At 63.0% G+C, this 20,253-nt stretch carries 13 protein-coding genes; 6 read left to right on the top strand and 7 right to left on the bottom strand.

All coding sequences use genetic code 11. The features are described 5' to 3' along the window. Positions 1 to 4: 4 nt before the first annotated feature. Together M5B99_RS13370 and M5B99_RS13365 are read right to left on the bottom strand one after the other, a co-directional pair. A complete protein-coding gene (locus tag M5B99_RS13370; RefSeq protein WP_248804553.1) occupies positions 5 to 1,273 on the bottom strand; it encodes a diguanylate cyclase domain-containing protein in 1,269 nt (422 codons plus the stop codon). Beyond that, positions 1,273 to 1,848: a YfiR family protein gene (locus M5B99_RS13365; RefSeq protein WP_248804465.1), complete on the bottom strand. Its 576-nt coding sequence runs from the start codon at positions 1,846 to 1,848 to the stop codon at positions 1,273 to 1,275. Before M5B99_RS13365 ends, M5B99_RS13370 begins: the two co-directional genes overlap by 1 nt. A 333-nt stretch (positions 1,849 to 2,181) precedes the next feature. Between M5B99_RS13365 and M5B99_RS13360 the strand changes: the two genes are divergently transcribed. From M5B99_RS13360 to M5B99_RS13345, 4 genes are all read left to right on the top strand, one after another. Beyond that, positions 2,182 to 3,033: a sugar phosphate isomerase/epimerase family protein gene (locus M5B99_RS13360; protein WP_248804464.1), complete on the top strand. Its 852-nt coding sequence runs from the start codon at positions 2,182 to 2,184 to the stop codon at positions 3,031 to 3,033. A 12-nt stretch (positions 3,034 to 3,045) separates the two neighbouring features. Then, positions 3,046 to 4,104, top strand: coding sequence for an isopenicillin N synthase family dioxygenase (locus tag M5B99_RS13355; RefSeq protein ID WP_248804463.1), 1,059 nt, complete (start codon positions 3,046 to 3,048; stop codon positions 4,102 to 4,104). A 42-nt stretch (positions 4,105 to 4,146) separates the two neighbouring features. Next, the gene (locus M5B99_RS13350; protein ID WP_248804462.1) at positions 4,147 to 4,935 is read left to right on the top strand and encodes an ABC transporter substrate-binding protein; all 789 of its coding nucleotides are present in this window, start codon (positions 4,147 to 4,149) and stop codon (positions 4,933 to 4,935) included. A gap of 225 nt (positions 4,936 to 5,160) precedes the next feature. Continuing rightward, positions 5,161 to 6,702, top strand: a complete 1,542-nt coding sequence (locus M5B99_RS13345; protein ID WP_248804461.1) for an amino acid ABC transporter permease/ATP-binding protein — start codon at positions 5,161 to 5,163, stop codon at positions 6,700 to 6,702. 173 nt (positions 6,703 to 6,875) lie between these two features. Here M5B99_RS13345 and recD read toward each other — a convergent pair whose 3' ends face one another. The 3 genes from recD to recC are packed head-to-tail and all read right to left on the bottom strand — an operon-like array spanning position 6,876 to position 16,101. Further along, a complete protein-coding gene (gene recD / locus M5B99_RS13340; RefSeq protein WP_248804460.1) occupies positions 6,876 to 8,963 on the bottom strand; it encodes an exodeoxyribonuclease V subunit alpha in 2,088 nt (695 codons plus the stop codon). Beyond that, a complete protein-coding gene (recB, locus tag M5B99_RS13335; RefSeq protein WP_248804459.1) occupies positions 8,960 to 12,646 on the bottom strand; it encodes an exodeoxyribonuclease V subunit beta in 3,687 nt (1,228 codons plus the stop codon). The genes recD and recB overlap by 4 nt, the downstream gene beginning before the upstream one ends. Continuing rightward, positions 12,643 to 16,101, bottom strand: coding sequence for an exodeoxyribonuclease V subunit gamma (gene recC, locus M5B99_RS13330; RefSeq protein WP_248804458.1), 3,459 nt, complete (start codon positions 16,099 to 16,101; stop codon positions 12,643 to 12,645). Before recC ends, recB begins: the two co-directional genes overlap by 4 nt. Here recC and tnpA point away from each other — a divergent pair. Continuing rightward, entirely contained in the window at positions 16,100 to 16,489 is a 390-nt protein-coding gene (tnpA, locus tag M5B99_RS13325; protein WP_248804457.1) for an IS66-like element accessory protein TnpA, read from the top strand. The genes recC and tnpA overlap by 2 nt on opposite strands. A 1-nt stretch (position 16,490) precedes the next feature. Here the strand turns inward: tnpA and M5B99_RS13320 are convergent, their stop codons facing one another. Together M5B99_RS13320 and M5B99_RS13315 are read right to left on the bottom strand one after the other, a co-directional pair. Then, positions 16,491 to 17,675 (bottom strand): M20 aminoacylase family protein, encoded by a 1,185-nt coding sequence (locus M5B99_RS13320; RefSeq protein ID WP_248804456.1) that lies wholly within the window; start codon positions 17,673 to 17,675, stop codon positions 16,491 to 16,493. 68 nt (positions 17,676 to 17,743) lie between these two features. Further along, complete coding sequence (locus M5B99_RS13315) at positions 17,744 to 19,054, bottom strand: MFS transporter (RefSeq protein WP_248804455.1); 1,311 nt, start codon at positions 19,052 to 19,054, stop codon at positions 17,744 to 17,746. Between the two features lie 160 nt (positions 19,055 to 19,214). On the opposite strand from M5B99_RS13315, the gene M5B99_RS13310 reads away from it, so the two are divergent. Then, the gene (locus tag M5B99_RS13310) at positions 19,215 to 20,135 is read left to right on the top strand and encodes a LysR family transcriptional regulator (protein ID WP_191485889.1); all 921 of its coding nucleotides are present in this window, start codon (positions 19,215 to 19,217) and stop codon (positions 20,133 to 20,135) included. Positions 20,136 to 20,253: the final 118 nt, after the last annotated feature.

The raw sequence follows: 20,253 nt of genomic DNA, 5'->3' as shown, positions 1-20,253 counted from the left end.
GGGTTCAACTCCTGGTTTGAACAGTGGCGGCGAGGTGCTCCGACTCCGCCGTGTGTTGCCCGCCTCGGGCGAGGCGCTTGGCATGGTACATCGCCGCATCGGCGGCGTTGAGCAAGGTGCCCGGGGTGGCGCCATGGTCGGGGTAGACCGCGATACCGATGCTCAGTGAGGTCAGCACCTGGGCTGCACCGGGCACCGCAATGGGGGCGTCCATGCTGGCAATGATCTTGTCGGCAATGCGCTGGGCGTCTTCGATCTTGTGCAACGGCGTGAGCAGGACGGCGAATTCGTCACCGCCCAGGCGCGCCACCAGGTCCTCTTCACGCAATTGCGCGCGCACCCGCGTGGCCACGGCAACCAGCACCGCATCGCCCGCCGCATGGCCGAAGTTGTCGTTGATCTGCTTGAAGCGATCGCTGTCGAGAAACAGCACGCCGACCCGCTCGCCCTGCTTGGCGGCATTGCGCAGCGCGCGCATCAACCGGCCTTCGAAGAAGGCCCGGTTCGGCAGGCCGGTCAGGCTGTCGTGGCTGGCCTGGTGGGCCAGGGATTCGTTTTCGCTGCGCAGGTGGGTCTGCCAGGACTCCAACTCGTCGAGCAGGGCGTTGAAGTCGGTGCCCAGGTTGTCCAGCTCGGCAATTTGCGCGGGCGGCACACGTCGGTCGAAGGCCCGTTCGACGCGCGCGGCGTGGGCCACGTCGGCGAGGCTGCGCAACGGGCCGGTAATGCCGCGCAGCAGACGCCGGGCCAGGTACAACCCAAGCCAGGCCGCCAGGGCACTGCAGACCACGATACCAAGCAGACCGCTGATCAGGAAACGCAACAGGCTGCCGCCATGCCCGGTCAGGCGAACGCTACCGACCTCGCGATCCTGATGGATAATCGGCAGGCGGATCGGCTGTTCGAGCAGGCCGCGCGCCAGTTGCATCTCCACTTCGGAGAGCAGGCCGGTTTCCGGCCGCTGCCAGCGCGCCAGCAATTGACCGTGGGCATCGAAGACTTCGGCATCGGCCACTTCCTCGGTCTCGGCAATCAGGGCCAGGGCCTCGGTGGCCGCGCTGCTGTCGTTGAACACCACCGCGGCTTCCACGGTGTAGCTGATGGAGCGGGCGATCAGGTGCAGGTTGTGGTCGGCGTAGACCCGCAGGGCCAGCACGCCGAGAAAGGTCAGCGAGACACTCACCAGGCCCACCGCGGCCATGGCCGCCAGCAGGTGCCCACGGCCCAGCACCGAGCGCAGGCTGGGGCGCGTGCCGGACCTGATCCAGCCGATCAAGGCTGGGCGCTCCGGCGCCGCGAGAGCTGCAACACGCTGGGGTGAATGCGCACACCGCTGCGGGCGACCGAGTCGAGGTTGACCTCGAACGACACCTGGCTATCGGCGACCCGCAGGCAGAACAGGCTGCCGACCGTGCACTGATCGCCACCTTCGCTGATGCTCAGCACCGCGTGGCCGTTCAGGGCACTGAAGAGCTGGCTGCGTTCGTCACTGCTCAGCTTGCCGATATACACGGCATCGCAGGCGCTGCCGAGGGTCGGACTGCTGGCCAGCAGGCGCTGGACCAGCACCGGTCGCCCGGAGGCCTGGGTGGTGCCCTTGACCAGATCGTCGGTGTACTCGGTGGGGCCGACGATACACAGGCGCAGTTGCGTGGGCTCCACCGGCCAGCGCGCATAGCTGAGAATCCCCAGCACCACCTGGGTGACCGCCTGGGCGCGCTGGTCGGCAGCGCCGCTGGGCACGGAGTCCTGGGCAAAGCTGATGTGCGTCGACAAACAGAGAAGAGCGGACAGGCAGAACGGCTTCCACCCCCAAAATCGCCCTGTCGTCGAGACAGCCACGTTCATGCAGGAATTCTCTTAAAACTACGTAGGAATAATGCCGAAACAATAGCATACCCCTTGGATTGCCAGGATGGATCTCCAGCACTAGATAGCCAACTATTGGTTTATAAATCTCTGAAGTATGGATTTGAGCTTTCCTATTCTTCTGCGCGCACTGGGCTGCCTAAGATCGACACCACGCTCCTGCAGGGGAGAAGGCCCTCCCCTGATCTGATGTCAGACCGGCTCCGCAGAGAACTGGCTAGACGAACGCCCTCTGTTACTGCCGTAACCGCTCGTCCCGGGCCCACGCCGTGACGCGCATCGAACCGTTCAAGGCTTCGTTGAGGCGCACCGATGAAACTGGAGATTTTCCGTACCCTTTGGGGCTATACCGCGAGCAAGGCCCAGGCCCTTGAAGAGCTGCTGGCCGCCGGCTTCGACGGCCTCGAGGCGCGCCTGCCGCTGGACGCCACTGAACGCAGCGAGTTCGCCGCCTTTCTGCGGGCCAACCAGCTGGGTTATATCAGCACCGTTTTCACCGCCTACGACGTGCTCCCCGCCCAGGCTGCCGCCCCCGCCGAACACCTGCTGGACCTGGACCGCAAACTGGCCTGGGCCGCCGAGCTGCAACCGCGCTTCGTCAATGTGCTGGCCGGCAACGACCGCTGGCCCCTGGCGCAGCAGGTGGAATTCTTCGGTCAGGCCATGGCCCTGGCGCAACGCCACGGTCAGGTCTGCGTCTTCGAAACCCACCGCTCGCGCTCGCTGTTCAATCCCTGGCTGACCCTGGAACTGATCCGGCAACTGCCCGACCTGCGCTTCACCAGCGATATCAGCCACTGGATCGTCACCTGCGAACGCCTGCTGGATGATCCCGCCGATGACCTCAGCGCCTTTATCGAGCGCGTCCACCATATCCAGGCGCGAGTCGGCTACGACCAGGGCCCGCAGGTGCCGCACCCCGGCGCGCCGGAATACGCCCGCGAGCTGGCCTTCCACCAGGCCCACTGGGAAAGTATCTGGCGCGCCCAGCAGGCGCGAGGCTTCACGGTCACCACGCTGACCCCGGAGTTCGGCGCCGACGGCTACCTGCATCACCTGCCCTTCACCAATGTGCCGGTCGCCGACCTGTGGGCGCTGAATGTCTGGATGGCCCGGACCGAGCGCGAACATTTCCAGCGTTTCAGCCAATCAACCCACCCGTGAGGTGCTTGCGTCATGTCTGAGAACACCGCCAACAGCCCGGTCCAAGCCAACTTCAAGAGCATTCCGCAAGTGAACATCGCCGGGCTGTTCAGCGTCGAGCTCGAACACCGCCTGACGGTCGCCGAACAACTGGGGGCCGCCGCCAGCGAAGTGGGCTTCCTCTACATCACCGGGCACGGCATCGATCCGCAGTTGATCGATAATCTGCGCCAGGCGGCCAAGGACTATTTCGCCCAGCCGTTCGAAACCAAGATGCGGCACTACATCGGCACTTCGGCCACCCACAAGGGCTTTGTCCCGGAAGGTGAAGAGGTGTACGCCAAGGGCAAACCGGACCACAAGGAAGCCTTCGATATCGGCTTCGAAGTACCGGCGGACGATCCGCTGGTGCTGGCCGGCACGCCGCTGCTGGGACCGAATGACTGGCCGACGCTGCCGGGCTTCAAGGAGGCGGTGCAAGCCTATTACGCGGCGGTCTTCGCCCTCGGTCGCAAGCTGTTCGGCGGTTTCGCCCTGGCCCTGGGCCTGGCGGAGAACACCTTCGACGCCCTGGTCACCCGGCCGCCGTCGAAGCTGCGGTTGATCCATTACCCCTTCGACGGTGCCGCCCAGGACGCTCCCGGCATCGGCGCCCACACCGACTATGAGTGCTTCACCATCCTGCTGGCGGACAAGCCCGGCCTGGAAGTGATGAACGACCAGGGCCAGTGGATCGATGCGCCCCCCCTGCCCGGGGCCTTCGTGGTGAACATCGGCGACATGCTCGAAGTGATGAGCGCCGGTGCCTTTGTCGCCACCGCCCACCGGGTGCGCACGGTGAGCGAAGAGCGGTATTCCTTCCCGCTGTTCTATGCCTGCGACTTCCACACGTTGATCCAGCCGCTGCCGGGCTTCGCCAAGGCCGGCCAGGACTATGAACAGATCGCCATTGGCGAGCACATGTACGGCCAGGCCTTGCAGACCTACCAATACCTGCGCAAGCGCGTGGCGGACGGCGAGATCGCCCTGCCGGAGAAAGCCCGCAAGCCGTCGAGTTTCGGCCATTTGAAAAACCAGTCGCAGCCATCCTGACCCAGCCCTCACACCCCAGCCTTCACATCGGAGCCACCGAACATGTATAAGAAAACAACCTGCCTGACCCTGATCGCTACCAGCCTGCTCTGCACCAGCGCGGCCTTCGCCTCGACGGCCACCCCCGGCCAACTGAAGGTCGGGATGGAAATCACCTACCCGCCATTCGAATCCTATGACGCCGACAAGAACGTGGTCGGCTCCGATCCGGAGTTGTCCCGGGCCCTGGCCAAGCACCTGGAGGCCAAGGCACAGTTCGTCGACACCAAGTTCCCGAGCCTGATCCTCGGTCTCAATGCCGGGCACTACGACGCGATCATTTCCGGCATGTACATCACCCCCGAGCGCCAGACCCAGGCCATGACCATTCCCTACGCCAAGACCGGCGCAGCGATCATGGTGCCCAGCGGCAGCACGCTGAAACCGGGCACGCCGGAGGACCTCTGCGGGTTGAAGATCGGCCTTGAACAGGGCACCACCTGGGTCGCGCAGTTCCAGAAGCTGTCGACCGATTACTGTGTGCCCAAGGGCAAGGGCGCGATCACCGTGAATGAATATCCCTCGGCACCGGAAGTGACCCAGGCGCTGCTGTCCAACAACGTCCAGGCGCAGGTGGAAATTGCCGGTGCGGCGAAGCTGATCGCCGAGAAGACCAAGGGCCGGGTGGTGGTGACCAGCGAGCACCTGATCTATGCGCAGACCCTCGGGATTTTTGTGAAGAAGGGCAATGACGCGACGTACCAGGCGTTGCTCAAGGCCTTCGAGGAAACCAAGAAGAGCGGCGAGTACGCGGCCATACTGAGCAAGTACAGCCTGGAAGCGGCGGAGTAAGGTCCCCCACAGGGCTTGAGTCCTGTGGGGTTGTTGATGTGGGAGCGGAGCTTGCCCGCGAAGAACGATAACGCGGTATGCCTGGACGACCGCAGCGACTTCTTCGCGGGCAAGCTCCGCTCCCACAGGGGCCTCGTTCGTTGTCGGAACACCGCCCGGACCAAGCACCGCGCCCACAAGGATGTCATCGCTCAGTAATCGCTCCATCGCGACACCGAGGTATCTATGCAATTCGATTGGCCCTATTTCTTTTCGCTGTTCTCGATGCCGGCCTTCTGGCAGGCCTGCGTCACGGTGGTCGAACTCAGCGCCCTGGCCTGGTTTATCGGCATGCTGCTGGGCTTCTTCCTGGCCTCGGCCAAACTCTCCGCCTCGGCCTGGCTACGCCTCCCGGCGGCGGCCTATATCTGGTTCTTTCGCAGCATCCCGCTGCTGGTGCTGGTGGTGTTCGTCTACAACCTGCCGCAGCTGTTCCCGAGCACCGGTGGCGTACTTTCCGACCCGTTCTATTCCGGGTTGCTCGCGCTGGTGGTCACGGAGGCCGCGTACATGGCCGAGATCCATCGCGGCGGGTTGATCTCGGTCGCCAGGGGCCAGAAGGAAGCCGGCCGCGCCCTGGGTATCGGCGTGCTCGGGCTGCAACGCTTGATCGTGATTCCCCAGGCCTTTCGTATCTCGTTGCCGACCCTGATCAACGAATACATCACGGTGGTGAAACTGACCTCGCTGGTCTCGGTGATTTCCCTCACCGAGCTGCTCACCGTCGGCCAGCGCCTCTACGCGCAGAATTTCCTGGTGATGGAAACCCTTGGCGCGGTGGCGGTGTACTACGTGCTGATCGTGAGCCTGTTCGGTTGGCTCCTGCAACGCCTGGAGCGGCATCTCGACCTCAGCCAGCGCAAGCCGCAAACCCTCGATGAGCGTGCCATCGCCGGACTCAGGGCCGCGCAGCCGGCGCTGGCCCCGTCGCCGCGCGCGCAATCGGTCAGCGGCACGCCGCTGGCGCTGGACCTGCGCAATATCCACAAGTGCTATGGCAACCACGCAGTGCTCAAGGGCATCGATCTGGCGGTCGGCAGTGGCCAGGTGATCTCTATCATCGGCCCGTCCGGCTCGGGCAAGACCTCGCTGATCCGTACCATAAACGGCCTGGAAAGCATCGACCAGGGCAAGATCGTGCTCTTCGGCGAGGGCTTTATCAGCGCTGCCAATCACCCCAATAGCCCGCAGATTCGCCAGGGCGTGCGGCGCATCGGCATGGTGTTCCAGAACTTCAACCTGTTCCCCCATTGCTGCATCCTCGACAACATCACCCTGGCGTCGCGCTACCACGGTGTGGCCCGCGAACTGAGCGAACAGCGGGCACTCGCCTTGCTCGACAAGGTCGGCCTGCTGGCCCATGCCCGCAAGTACCCGCACCAGTTGTCCGGCGGTCAGCAGCAGCGGGTGGCGATTGCCCGGGCGCTGGCGATGGAACCGCAGATCATGCTGTTCGACGAGCCGACTTCGGCACTCGACCCGGAGCTGGTCGGGGAAGTGCTGAAGGTGATTCGCGAGTTGGCGGATGAAGGGATGACCATGCTGATCGTCACCCATGAGATGGATTTCGCCATGTCGATTTCCGATCGGGTGGTGTTCATGGAGAACGGGGTGGTGCAGTTGGACGCCAGCCCGCGGGCGATCCGCGAGGAGCAGCGAGGCGAGCGGGTGCGGCGATTCATGGGGATTGAGGGGCCTGCGCAAACCGAGGTGGGCATGGTGGGTTAGAAGCGCGGGGGCTGTCTGATAGATATCGAGCGACCTCACGGGCCTCTTCGCGGCGCTGCGGCGATCCGACAAGCTCCGCTCCCACAGTGTGTCCGTGTCGAACTCCAGATTCGTGTACGACACAGCACCTGTGGGAGCGGAGCTTGCCCGCGAAGGGGCCGGCACTGACACCGCTAACCCAGCTCCAGCATCAATCCGCTGAGCCGCTTGACCTTGCGCCCCACCGCCTCCTCGAACACCCCCGCACGGGGCTCGATCAAACTGAACCAATCCTTGGCCCGGGTGATGCCGGTGTAGATCAGTTCCTTGGTCAACACCGGATTCAACGCCTGCGGCAGGATCAAGGCGGTATGGGCAAACTCCGAGCCCTGGGACTTGTGCACCGTCATCGCGTACACCGTCTCCACATCGTTCAACCGACTGGGCAGGACAAAGCGCACCCCGCCCTGCCCGTCATTGCGCGGGAACGCCACCCGCAATACCGCCTCGCCGGCCTCGGGCCCATCGCGCTCCGGCAGTCTCAAGGCAATGCCGATATCGCCATTCATCAAACCCAGGCCGTAGTCGTTACGCGTCATCAGCACCGGCCGCCCTTCGTACCAATGCTGGTCGCTGTCGATCAGCCGATGGGCGAACAACGCCGCGCTAATCCGCTGGTTCAAACCCTCGACGCCCCAAGGCCCCTTGCGCACGGCGCAGAGCAACTGGAATTCGTCGAAGGCCTGGAGCACCGTGCGCGCCCAATCGGTCCAGCGTGCATCCGCCAGATCAGTGCCGGTGGCCGGACGCTGGCCACGCAGCACCCCCAGGTAATGTCGGTAACCTTTCGGGCCACTGCCCTGACCGTCCAGCACCAGGCGCTCGAACCGCTTGTCCTGCTCGCCCTTGAGCGACAGCGCGAACAGGTCCGCATGACTGCCGGCCGCCAGCAACGCCCGCGCCTCGTCCGCCGACTGGCGATTGACCAGCCGGGCCAACTGGCCGATGCCGCTGCCTTCGCCGAAGCGCCGGGAGTGGCGCAACATCACCACCTGCTGGGCCAACGGATGGCTGTCGTCCAGGTCTTCCTGCAAACCGCTGCCGCTCAAGTCCTCGCCGCTGACCGCTTGCAGCCAGCCACGGGTCCGCGCGCTATACCAGCCTTCCTCGGCATCCCGGCACAGGTCACCCAATACCGCGCCGGCTTCCACCGACGCCAGTTGGTCCTTGTCACCCAGCAGCACCAACCGTGCATGATCCGGCAAGGCATCCAGCAGATTGGCCATCATTTCCAGGTCGATCATCGACGCTTCATCCACCACCAAGACATCCAGTGGCAGGCGGTTGCCCGCGTGATGGCGGAAGTGCCGGGTACCCGGCCGGCTACCCAATAACCTGTGCACGGTGGTGACGTCGCTGGGGATCTTGCCGCGCACGCCCTCATCGATATCCAGCGAGCGCACCTGCGCACTGATGGACTCAGTCAGGCGCGCGGCGGCCTTGCCGGTGGGTGCCGCCAGGCGAATACGCAAGGGTTTTCCCGCCGCCACCGCCGGGGCCTGGAGCAAGGCCAACAGCCGCACCACGGTGGTGGTCTTGCCGGTACCGGGGCCACCGGTAACGATACTGAACGCCCCGCGCGTGGCCAGGGCACAGGCGAGTTTCTGCCAATCGATACGCGCACCGGGCTGCGCCGCGCCGAACAACGCGGTCAGACGTTGCGCCAGGTCGTCCGGGGTCTCTTCCTGTTCGGCCAGACGCCGGCGCAAGGCCTCGTCGATACGCCGCTCGTAAGCCCAATAACGGCGCAGGTACAGACGTCGCCCGCTGAGCACCAGCGGACGCTGTGCCGCCTCGATGCCCGCATCGTCCGCCAGCGCCACCAGTGAACTTGCCTGCAAGGATCGACACCAGTGCTCGCCGTCCAGGGCCACCAGCAACTGCGACGGCAGCAGCAACGCCCCGCCCTGAACATCGCCTTCCGGCGGCAGGGACAGGGCGAAGTCCGGCTCCTGCAAGGTGGCGAACAGATCGAGACAGACATGCCCGTGCCCCAGCTGATGGCTGGTCAGCGCCGCCGCCAGCAGCACCAGCGGATCGGCCTCGGGATCGAGCTCGTGGAGAAAGGCCACGAAGGCCTTGTCCAGCGCCCGCAACCAACCCCGTGCGACCCAGCGCTCCAACAGCAACAACAAGTCCGCCGCGCGGCTCAGGGGCGTCAGTCCGGCCAGGCTGTCGTCGCTCAGCGCCGTCGGCAGGATGTGTGAAAAAGAACGTTTCATAACAGACTCCCCTGTTCCCAGGCGGGCTCACTGCGGGGCACCGGTTTACCCTGGAACAGCAGGTCCAGGTGCTCGATCAGCTCACGCGGTGGCCGGGTGAAAAACACACCCTGACTCGGCGCTCGAGTGCCGCGCAGGAACAGATACAAGGCCCCGCCCATATGCCGCTCGTAGTCGTAGTCCGGCAGCCGCACCTTGAGCTGGCGATGCAGGGCCAGCAGGTAGAGTACGTATTGCAGGTCATAGCGGTTGTCGAGGATCGACAGGCTCATGGCCTGCTCGGTGTAGGCCGCGTCATCGGCGCCCAGCCAGTTGGATTTGTAGTCCGCCACGTAGTAGCGACCCTGGTGTTCGAACGTCAGGTCGATAAAACCCTTGAACATGCCATTGAGCGAGACCGGCTCGGCCTTGGCCCGGGCGACACCAGCGTGGGTATGGCGGCGCACCAGTTCGTCAACCTTGAGCACATCCACCGTGTGGCTGGCGAACCAGAACTCCATTTCCACCCGGTAGGCCTTGAGATCCTTGAAGACCACCGGTGGCTGATCGTTGCCCAGGCGCAAAGGGCTTTGCAGCAGATCGGCAAGCCAGTCGCTCAGGGCCGCAATCCAGCCTTTCCAGCCCCGCAGGTTGCAGCGTGGCGCGACGGCCTTTTCGATCAGTGTGCGGTCGGCATTGAAGCCTTCGTCACCGGCCCATTCGAGCAGACCGTGGAGAAAGGTGCCGGGGTTCGGACCACGGGGGAAGCGGTGAATGTCAGTGCCGCTCGGCACCGGATCACGAGGCGCGGACGGATCGAGGCGTTCGTCGTCAAAGAGTTTTTGCGCCTGAGGGCTTTCCGGCGCCTCGTCAGTGTCAGCGCTCTGTACCTCACCAATGCGCAAGGCACTGTAGGAGGCGATCCACCAATACTCGGAGGCACTGCGCTTGGGCAGGCGCGGGGCGAGCAGGACAGCTTCGTTGCGGGGCGCTTGGAAAGCTTCGGCGGTGGCCGCTGGCAGCACTTCGCAGGCCAGTGCCGGGCAACCTTCCCGCAGGTCCGACAACCAGCGTTCAAGGCCCGGGGACTCGCCCAATACAGCACCACCACCGAGCAGATAACCGAGCGCGGACAGGTGCAGCACCGAAGCGTTATGGTTGCCCCGCTTGAGGTCGGCCACCCCCAGCCAGCAGGCATGTCGGGCCCGGGTCAGGGCGACGTAGAGCAGGCGCAGGTCTTCGGCCAGGCGCTCGGCGTCGGCCTGGACGATCAGTTCGGCGGTGGGTTTCAGGCTGACCTGGGCCTTACGCTCGGCATCGTGGTAATGCAGCGGCAGGCGACTGCCGTCCACCGGCTTGACCGAGCAGATGAAAGGCAGGAACACCAGGGGGTATTCCAGCCCCTTGGATTTGTGGATGGTCACCACCTTGACCAGTTGCTCGTCGCTTTCCAGGCGCAGGATCTGTTCTTCACCCGCCTGGCCGGAGGACGCCAGGTGCTCGCCGAGATGGCGGATCAACGCCTGTTCGCCGTCGAGTTCGGCGGCCGCCTGTTGCAGCAGTTCGGACAGGTGCAGCAAGTTGGTCAGCACCCGCTCGCCGTCGCTGCGGGTCATCAGCGCCCGGGGCAGCTGGAAGTCATGGATCAGCCGCCGCAGCATCGGCAGTACGCCTTGTTTGCGCCAGATCTCGCGATAGCGGCGGAACTGCATGACCCGCTGCTCCCAGGCCAGCTCGTCCTGGTTCAGGCGCTCCAGTTCAGCCAGCGACAGGTTCAGGGTGATGCAGGCCAGGGCCGCCCGTAGAGGACGCTCGACATCCGGCTCGGCGCAGGCCTTGAGCCAGGCCAGCAGGTCATGGGCCTCCTGGGCGGCGAACACCGAATCCTTGTCCGAGAGATAAACGCTGCGCACGCCGCGACTCGCCAGCTCGCCACGGACCGCCTGGGCCTCCTTGCCGTCACGCACCAGGATTGCGATATCGGAAGGCAGCACGCCGTTGAGCGCGCCGTCGCGGACGAAACCGATACGCTGCTGTTGGCCGCCATTGAGCAACTCGACAATACGAGTGGCGCAGGCCGCGGCCAACTGCTGGCGATACAGCGCGCCGGACACCGGCTGCTCGCTTGCCAATTGCCAGAGGTTGAGCGCCGCCACCGGCTGGCCGTCGATCTGCAAGACCTCCTTGCGCCCCTGGGCCGCCACCGGCAGAAATGGCACCGGGTTCTCATCGCCCTCGCGAAACAGGAACGCACCGCGCCCTTGCTCGCGCTGCTCGGCGCGTTCGAAGACATGGTTGACCGCGGTGACCATCGCCTGGCTGGAGCGGAAGTTGGTGCCCAGTGTATGCAGGCGACCATGGGTAGCCTGGCGCGCCCGCAGGTAGGTATAGATATCGGCGCCTCGGAAGGCGTAGATCGCCTGCTTCGGGTCGCCGATCAGAAACAGGCCGCACTCGGGGTTGTTGTCCTCGATACGGTAGATACTTTCGAAAATCCGGTACTGCACCGGATCGGTGTCCTGGAATTCGTCGATCAGCGCCACCGGGAATTGCTCGCGGATCAGGCTCGCCAGGCGCTCGCCGCCGTCGGCCTGGAGCGCCGCGTCAAGGCGCAGGAGCATGTCGTCGAAGCCCATCTCGGCGCGCCGGCGCTTCTCTTCCTCGAAGCGCGCGCCGACCCAGCGGGCCGCGTGCTCGAGCACGGCGGCGTCCGGCGTGGGCAAGGCATCGAGGCTGGTTTTCAAGCCGCCCATGGCGTCGAGGGCCGGATGGCTCGGCGGCTCGCCCTTCCAGGCTTCGGCCAGGCCCGCGGCGGTCAGCCGGCTGAAGCCGGTGCCGATATCCAGTTGTTCCTGAGTCTCGTCCTCGGCCCAGGCACTGAGTTTCTCGAACCAGGGCTCGAAGTAACGCGCCTGCATCTTGCGGCCGTCGACGGTCTTGTTCGCCACGCCTTGCAGGCAGATATCCCGCAGTTCGGCGGCCCATTGCCGCCACGGCGCCTTGAGCTGTACCAGGGCCTGGCGACGTTCCTGAATGCAGGCCTCGATCAACTCGGCCGGCTCTTGCGGGTTGTCGTTGCGGCGTTCGCTGCCGAACAGGGCGCGCACCCGCGGCAGCAGTGTCGCCGGCCCGCCCCAGTTGGCCCGGACCCAGTTCAGCGCATCGCCGTGCATCTTGTAGCAGAACAGTCGCCAGTAATCGCGCAGCACTTCACCCAGCAGTTCGCTGTGGTCGGTTTCCAGGGTCTGGGTAAACAGGCTGCCGCTGTCGAAGGCATGTTCACGCAGCATGCGCTGGCACCAGCCATGGATCGTCGATACCGCCGCTTCGTCCATCCATTGGGCGGCAATGTCCAGGCGGTTGGCACACGCCGGCCAGTGTTCGGCCGGGTATTCGTCGCGCAGTTGGGCGATCAACCCATCGGTGGCCGCTATCTCGTCGCGGAAGAACCGCGCGGCCTCTGCCAGGCGGGTGCGGATACGGTCACGCAGTTCCTGGGTGGCGGCATCGGTGAAGGTCACCACGAGGATTTGTGGTGGCAGTAATTCGCGGTCGAACCCCGCGACCTCGCCACCATGGCCAAGGACCAGGCGCAGGTAGAGCGCGGAGATGGTGAAGGTCTTGCCGGTGCCGGCACTGGCTTCGATCAGCTGGCTGCCGCGTAGCGGGAACGCCAGCGCCAGGGGTGTCTTGCTCTCGGTCATGAGCGCGCCTCCTCGGCGGCGAGCGAACGCCAGGGGGCTTCGAGCAACGGACGATAGAGCGTATCGCACCAGCCTTCGAATTCCTCGCTGGCGATCAGCGCGTTGTAATCGGCGAACTGGCGGGCCAGAGCCGCGCTTTCCCGGCGCTCGCCTTCGTTGTTCACACCGTCGCCGTCATAGGCCTTGCGCGCGGCGTCCTGCGCCTTGAGCGGGTCCGATTGGGAGAGCCAGGCAAAGGCGGTCTTTACCGCGACCGGCAGCGGCCGACACATGCCGGACTGCCAGGCCCGCAGCAGGTTGCCGAGAATCTCGGCCGCTCGCCGCGGTTCGAACGGCGGCAGCAGCAACGTGTCGTCGCTGGCCACCAGGGCGGTGGTCATCGACAGTTCGCCGGCACAAGCCACCAGGTGCTCGACCCAGGGCCGCGTGAGGCGGTGCCATTTGCGCGTCTTGAGCGAGCCGATACTGTTGGGGATGGTCATCACCGCGAGCAGGCCGCCATCACTGCGCTGATGCAGGCCGCTCAGCCAGCCCTCCACCCGGATACCGTCGGCGTCGAAGGCGACGGGCACGGCACTGGTCAGCGCGGTTGGCCAGAGGCTGAGCAGTTGCCGGTAACGTTGCAACAGGTCCGGCAGCGGTTCGATCAGTTCGTGTTGCAGCAATTCACCGAACCCGGCCATGGGCAGCAGGCCGCTGGCTTGCAAGCGCCGAGCTTGGTGCTGCAGGGCTTCGTCGGGGTGGTCCGGCTGGAGCAGCGCCGCTTGCAGCAGGCTGTCGCTGAGGCTGTAGCGTTGCAGAGCGTCGAGCACGAACGGTTCTTCATCGGCCAGCGGTGCCTGTGTGGCTTCGAAGAAGACTTTCAAGCGCTGGCTGAAAAAGTGCCGAACCGGGTTGCGCAGAAAGTCCTGGAGCTGAGCCAGGGTCAATGGCTCCTCTTGCCGGTAGGGGTCGAGCGGCGCAATCGTTTCATGCGGACTTTGGCTCTCGTGCAGTTGCTGCCACTCGCGGGCATAGCTGAACAACTCGGCATGACTGTCATGGAAGTAGCGGGCGCTGAAGGGTTGCAGCGGATGCTCCTGGGTCAGGGCCCGCAGCAGATGCTCACCGTCGGCGTCCGGCAACCGCCAGCCCGCGGCGAGGTGGTCGCGCAACTGGCCGATCAGGACCGAAGCCGGACGCTCGCTGTTGTCGCGGATGCTGTGACCGACCCAGCTGATATAGAGCTGGTGCCTGGCCGAGAGCAGGGCTTCGAGCAGCAGGTAGCGGTCGTCTTCACGCCGTGAGCGGTCGCCGGGACGGTAGTCGCTGCTCATCAGGTCGAAGTCCAGTGGCGGTTGCGCCCGAGGGTAGTCACCGTCGTTCATGCCCAACAGGCAGACCAGCTTGAACGGGATCGCCCGCATCGGCATCAGGGTGCAGAAGTTCACCGCGCCAGCCAGGAAGCGTTGGGACAGGCGGCCCTGGTCGAGACCGGCCAGCCAGGCTTCGCGCACCACGGTCAGTGGCAGGATTTCCTGCAGGTTCACCGCTTCGCAGGTTTCCAGCCAGTCGGCACGCAGTTGCTCGAGCTGGATCAGCAGGTAGTCGTCGTGTTCGGTACTGGCGAGGAAAAACAGCTGGATCAACGCATGCAGGCGCTCACCCCATTGTTGCGGCAAGGCCGGCTCGGAAAGCTCCTGGTGGGCGATTTCCAGGGCGTCGAGCAGCGCCACCAGCGGGCCGATCAAGGCGGCGTCGAGGCCGCCGATCTCGTCGTAGGGCTCGATGCCTTCGCAAGCCTCGCCACTGCCGACCGCGTAGCCCAACAGCATGCGCCGTAAGCCGAACTGCCAGCTGTTCTGCTCCAGCGCATCGGGCAGGCCGAGGCCGGCGCGTTGCTCGGCATTCATGCCCCAGCGCACGCCGGCACCCTCGATCCAGCGATGCAGGGTGGGCAGGTCGCGTTCTTGCACATTGAAGCGCGCGCGCAAGGCCGGGACGTCCAGCAGATCGAGGATCTCGCTGACCGGGAAGCGGCTGTCGGGCAACTTGAGCAGGTGTTCGACGGCAATCAGCAGGGGGTCGCGGCCGCGCTGGCCCTGGTCGGCCAGGGTGAAGGGGATGAAGCGCGGGTCGCCGCGCTCAAGCTGGCCGAAGACCGCGCGGATGTGCGGGGCGTAACTGTCGATGTCCGGGACCATGACGATGATGTCGCGCGGCCGCAGGTCCGGCTCGGCGCTGAAGCGTTCGAGCAACTGGTCGTGAAGGATCTCCACTTCACGCTGAGCGCTGTGGGCGACATGGAAGCGAATCGACGGGTCCCGCGCCAGGTCGATGGCCGGCCAGTGTTCGCGGGTTTCGTTGAGCGGACGCAGTTCGAGGATATCGTCCTGCAATTGATTGAGCAGGGTCAGCGGCACGCTGTCACTGAACAGGTCGATACGGCCGTCGCGGAAAGCCGCGCGATAGCTGGTCGGATCGTCGTAACTGTCCAGCAGGTTGATGTAATCGCGGCCCTGCTTGCCCCAGGCGGCCAGCAGCGGATGCGCGTGCTGGTGCAGGGTTTGCGGGTCGAGGGCCAGCGGCATCCCGGCCTTGCGGGCCTGGCGTTTGTATTGGTTACGCAGCAAGTCCTTGTCGGCGACGATATCGGCCCAGTGATGACGACAAGGGTTATGTACGCAGAGCAGCACCTGGCTGAAACGGGCCAGTCCGGCGAGGGCTTCGAGGGCCTGGGCCGGGAGCGAGGAGATGCCGAAGACGATGACCCGTGGGGGCAAGCCTGGCGGTGCGCTTTCAAGCTGGTTGATTCGTTCGATAAAACGCTGGTGCACGCCGGCGCGGCTTTGGGCCATGCCGCAGGCGCCGACATCCAACAGCAGCGCACGCCATAACTCGGCCTGCCAGCAATTGGCTGGCGGCAGTGGTTTGATCTCGCCGCGGCCGCTGCGCAGTTGGTGGCGGCCGGCAGCCCAGTCTTCCAGCCAGTCGGCGCGATAGACCTGGTATTGGTCGAACAGGTCGGCGAGACGCTCGGCCAATTGGTAGCGCTTGCGCAGATCGGTGTCGTGGGTGAGGAAGCGCTGCAGCGGCTCGAAGTGCGCTTGGTCGATCAGTTCCGGCAGCAGACGCATCAGGCGCCAGGTCAGCGGGCCTTTATCGAGCAGGGATTTGGCCGGGATTTCGTCGCGGCCCAGGACCATTCGATAAAGCTGCCACATAAAGCTGCCGGGCAGTTGCACATCGATGGCGGCGGCAATGCCGCAGCCACCCTGGTCGTCGTCTTCCGGGTCTTCGGCCAGGGCGAGTTTCAGCCACTGGGCGATACCGTTGCTCTGCACCAGGGCGATTTCGTTCTCCAGGGGCGCCAGGGGATAACGCCGCATCACGTTGATCACCAGGCTGCGCAGTTCCTCGGGGCTGTTGCTCTGCACCACCATGAAGGCGGGGTTGAGTGAGGTCGAGTCCGGCATGCCGACTTCCTTGGAGAATTCAAAACGAAGGCCGGACTTTAACACCTCCGGCGCGGCCAATCCCCCTGCCGGAACACCTATCCCAAACCCTTTTAAAGCTCAAGTCGTCCAGGAATGCTTGCAACCTGGCGTGTCGATGGCCAGCGTAGCGCTACGCCACGGCATCAACGCTAACCTGGTTAGAAAGTGGATACCCGCTTACCGTGATCGTCAGGCGCCAGTGTTGCCGGCTTTCGTTCCGATGACACAGGAGCCCCGAACTCAGGCCGATCAACCAATGCCTATCAGTATCGAGATCCCTTTCGGGCAGCAAAAACCCAGCCAGAGTGATCGCGGTATTCGGCCCAAAAAAAGCCAGTCCGGCGTTACGGCAGGCCTGGTTGTTTGAGTTAGTTTAGATACCGTTCCACCAGACGCGCCCAGTAGGCAGCGCCGATAGGCAAGTTTTTGTCATTGAAGTCGTAGGCCGGATTATGAACCATACAACCATCTTCTCCAACGCCATTGCCCAAGCGTAAAAAACAACCTGGCCGCTGCTCAAGCATGTAAGCGAAGTCCTCGCTGGACATGAGCTGATCGGCATGGGCAATCACATGGTCATCACCCACCAGTTCCCGTGCTACTTGCAGAGCAAATTCGGTTTGCGCTCGGTTGTTGTCGATCACCGGGTAACCCGCCATATAGTCGATTGTGGCCGTTGCTCCATAGCTGTTTGCCTGGGCATGGACCAGTGCTTCGATGCGCTCTTTCAACTGGCTACGTACCAGCTTGCTGAACGAGCGGACGCTCAGCTCAAGGTAGGCACTGCTGGAAATCACATTGTTAGCAACCCCCGCCTGAAGCAAGCCGACCGTTACCACAGCAGGTTCAACAGGGTTGATATTGCGCGCGACAATGGTCTGCAGCGACATGACAATGCCGGAAGCCACCACCACCGGGTCCACCGTAAGGTGCGGGCGAGCCGCATGGCCTCCGAGACCATGAATGGTAATCGCGACCTTGTCGCTGGCCGACATGAACGGTCCGCTTCTAAATAGGAAGGTACCCGGGGCCTCGCCGGGGTGATTGTGCATTCCGAACACGGCATCACAGGGAAAGCGTTCGAACAAACCATCATTTACCATGCGTTGCGCACCGCTATCGAAACCCTTCTCCTCTGCAGGTTGAAAATAGAGGTGCACCGTTCCGCGGAAGTTTCGTGTGCGCGCCAGATATTCAGCCGCCCCAAGCAGCATCGCGGTATGGCCGTCGTGGCCGCAGGCGTGCATTTTTCCCTGATGGACACTGGCGTAAGGCAAGCCGGTCTGCTCGGTCAACGGCAGAGCATCCATGTCCGCTCTTATGCCAATGCTCTTGCCGGTGCCTACCGTCAGGCTGCCTACCACACCGGTCTCACCAACGCCTTCGGTTACGCTAAACCCCCAGGCCCGTAAGCGCTCTGCAACGAGTTTAGCGGTTTGAAACTCCTCGTAGGCCATTTCCGGATGCTGGTGAATATGGCGGCGAATACGTGTCAGCTCCTCAACTTGAGGGCGTAAATCATCGACGCTGCAGTAGTGAGGTTCAGTCTTCATCACTGTGAGTTCCTAGCGGTGAATAATGGAGTGCAGGAGTGCTGCCAATTGGGACGCATCCCCAGCGCCTACGGTTGAGCCTGGGCCGGTAAACGCAACGTCAACGTGCAAAGACCGCCGATCACTAAAAGGACGGCCATTACGGCCATCCCCGCAGCGAACGAGCCGGTGAAGTTCTTCAAGGCGCCGATGATAGATGGACTAACAAACCCACCAAAGGCACCGATGCTGTTGATCAGGGCTATGCCGCCAGCGGCGGCAGTATCTTTGAGGTAGCTAGAGGGTCCAGCCCAGAACACGGCATAGGCCGCGTATGTGGATAGCGTTGCGAGGGTGATACTGCACAGCGCCAACGTGAGGTTGCCGGAACTGAAACCGGTCAGCACCAAGCCTACTGCGCCCAGAAAGGCGGGCACTGCGCCATGCCAGCGGCGCTCGCCCAGGCGATCGGAACTCCGGGCATTGATCAGCATCGCGACAATGGCGGCGCTGTAAGGGATCATTGAATAGAGGCCGATCTCGAAAATATTCGTTACGCCAGCGTCTCGCAGTATGCTCGGCAACCAGAAACTGACGGTATACAGACCGCAGATCAGACAGAAGTAAATGAGGGCCATCAAGTAAATTCGCCAATCCTTCAAGGCGGCAGCGAACGTGTGTTGTTTTGACGCCTGCACCTGTTCCAGATCATTCGCCAGCAAACGTTTTTCTTCTTTGCTCAGCCATTTGGCCTGTTCCGGCGAGTCACTCAAAAAGAAGAACGCAGCTATACCCAAAAGAATGCAAGGCGCCCCTTCGAGGATGAACATCCACTGCCATCCCGCCAAGCCATGAATGTCGGCGAAAGCCCCCATGATCCAGGTCGACAATGGTCCACCGATGACGTTCGAGACGGGGCCTGCCAACAGGACGCACGCCATTACTTGAGCGCGACGCTTGCCTGAAAACCAGAAGGTTAGATAGAGGATCATGCCCGGAGCAAATCCAGCTTCAAACACCCCTAGAAAAAACCTCAGGACATAAAAGGTAGAGCTGTCATGGACAAACAGCATCGAGGTTGAAGCCGCTCCCCACAACAACATGATGCGACTGAGCGTCTTACGTATTCCTATTCGTGCCAGCCAGAGATTGCTCGGCACTTCGAACATTACATAACCGATAAAGAAAATCCCTGCCGCCAATCCATAAGCGGCATCGGTCAGACCGAACTCCTGCTGCATCGCAATCTTGGCGTAACTGATATTGACCCGATCTAAATAGGCGAGGACATAGCACAACAACAGGAAGGGTAATAGGCGCCAACTGATTTTGCGATACATCTTGCGCAGGGCGAGGTCATCGAGGGGGATCGATGTGATCCGTATTGCTGCTTGAGCCATATTGAAGTCCTCGCAAATTCCGCATTTGTTTTTATTGTGTCGATTGAATGAGCTTGGCATCGCCCAATTGACAGGGATTATGGGGAGGGTAGAAACTTCAAACAATAGCTATATTCGCTGACAAGTGTTGCTTTGAAAGCAACAGACAGGAGAGCCTAAATTGCAGAAAATTGGCCTTAATGAACGTCGGCTTCACTATTTTTCAGCGGTTGCAGAAACCGGCTCGATCCGAGGCGCAGCGGACCGTCTGAATATCGAGCCCTCGGTTGTCAGCCGGCAAATCCATCAATTGGAAAGCGAGTTGGGGGTGCAACTCCTACAGCGCCATGGTAGGGGGATCGTCCCGACAGAGGCTGCCAAGCTGGTGATCAACCATTGTCGTGAGCGGCGATCAAGCGAAGCCTTGCTGCTGACTCAGATTTCTGAACTCAAGGGTCTGGAGAGAGGTGAGATTCACATTGTTGCGGGCGAAGGCTTCCGCGAGGAATTAGTCCGCTGGGTGCTCCAGGACTTCAGCCAGCAGCACCCCAAGCTGGTCGTTACTCTGGAGTTCGCCAACGCCGTCGACACAGTGCGGATGCTGGCAAGTGATCAGGCTCACATCGGCTTGGCATACCGTCCGCCTATCGATCCCGCCGTGCGTACGGTCATGTTGCGCAAACAGCCGATGTGCGTCATCACCTGGCCCGGCCATCCCCTTACCGAGAAGAAGCAGCCGCTGGCATTGGGTGATGTTTGCCCCTACCCGGTGGGATTGATGTCCAACGGCTTTGGCTTGAGCAATCTGGTTAAGCTGGCGCAATACCACGACCGCATTCAATTCGAATCCAATCTGGTCACCAACTCAATCGCCACTCTGAAGAGCTATGTAAAAGCCCACCTCGGGGTGACCTTCCTGTCCTCGCACGCGGTAGCCAATGAGATCGCGGAAGGAACGCTTGTAGCGCTTAGGACCCGCAGCGAAGTATTCGAAAGTGCTGAGGCCCACCTGATGGTCCGCGCGGGTCGGCAACTGTCAGTCGCGGCTGAAAGGTTGTTGGCCATGTTGAAACAGAAGGCCGTTTTTGATGGCCCTGAATAATCTTGATCCAGCGCTCCCGAAAAATAGGTGCATGCGTTTAAATATAATCCTTGAGCCCCGCAGCGCTTGAACCGACGCCATCGCTGGCAATCGAACAGTCACTCTAGATCCTGGATCG

It is taken from the genome of Pseudomonas sp. MWU13-2100 (assembly GCF_023242365.1).
Taxonomy (GTDB): Bacteria; Pseudomonadota; Gammaproteobacteria; order Pseudomonadales; family Pseudomonadaceae; genus Aquipseudomonas.
This window is presented reverse-complemented; position numbering and strand designations above follow the sequence as displayed.

What these genes read in the sequence shown, in the direction of transcription:
- M5B99_RS13350 (WP_248804462.1), top strand. Translation starts at nt 4,147, where the DNA reads ATGTATAAGAAAACAACCTGCCTGACCCTGATCGCTACCAGCCTGCTC.
- M5B99_RS13360 (WP_248804464.1), top strand. Translation starts at nt 2,182, where the DNA reads ATGAAACTGGAGATTTTCCGTACCCTTTGGGGCTATACCGCGAGCAAG.
- M5B99_RS13320 (WP_248804456.1), bottom strand. Translation starts at nt 17,675, where the DNA reads ATGAAGACTGAACCTCACTACTGCAGCGTCGATGATTTACGCCCTCAA.
- recC (WP_248804458.1), bottom strand. Translation starts at nt 16,101, where the DNA reads ATGCCGGACTCGACCTCACTCAACCCCGCCTTCATGGTGGTGCAGAGC.
- tnpA (WP_248804457.1), top strand. Translation starts at nt 16,100, where the DNA reads ATGCCGACTTCCTTGGAGAATTCAAAACGAAGGCCGGACTTTAACACC.
- M5B99_RS13355 (WP_248804463.1), top strand. Translation starts at nt 3,046, where the DNA reads ATGTCTGAGAACACCGCCAACAGCCCGGTCCAAGCCAACTTCAAGAGC.
- recD (WP_248804460.1), bottom strand. Translation starts at nt 8,963, where the DNA reads ATGAAACGTTCTTTTTCACACATCCTGCCGACGGCGCTGAGCGACGAC.
- recB (WP_248804459.1), bottom strand. Translation starts at nt 12,646, where the DNA reads ATGACCGAGAGCAAGACACCCCTGGCGCTGGCGTTCCCGCTACGCGGC.
- M5B99_RS13345 (WP_248804461.1), top strand. Translation starts at nt 5,161, where the DNA reads ATGCAATTCGATTGGCCCTATTTCTTTTCGCTGTTCTCGATGCCGGCC.
- M5B99_RS13315 (WP_248804455.1), bottom strand. Translation starts at nt 19,054, where the DNA reads ATGGCTCAAGCAGCAATACGGATCACATCGATCCCCCTCGATGACCTC.
- M5B99_RS13365 (WP_248804465.1), bottom strand. Translation starts at nt 1,848, where the DNA reads ATGAACGTGGCTGTCTCGACGACAGGGCGATTTTGGGGGTGGAAGCCG.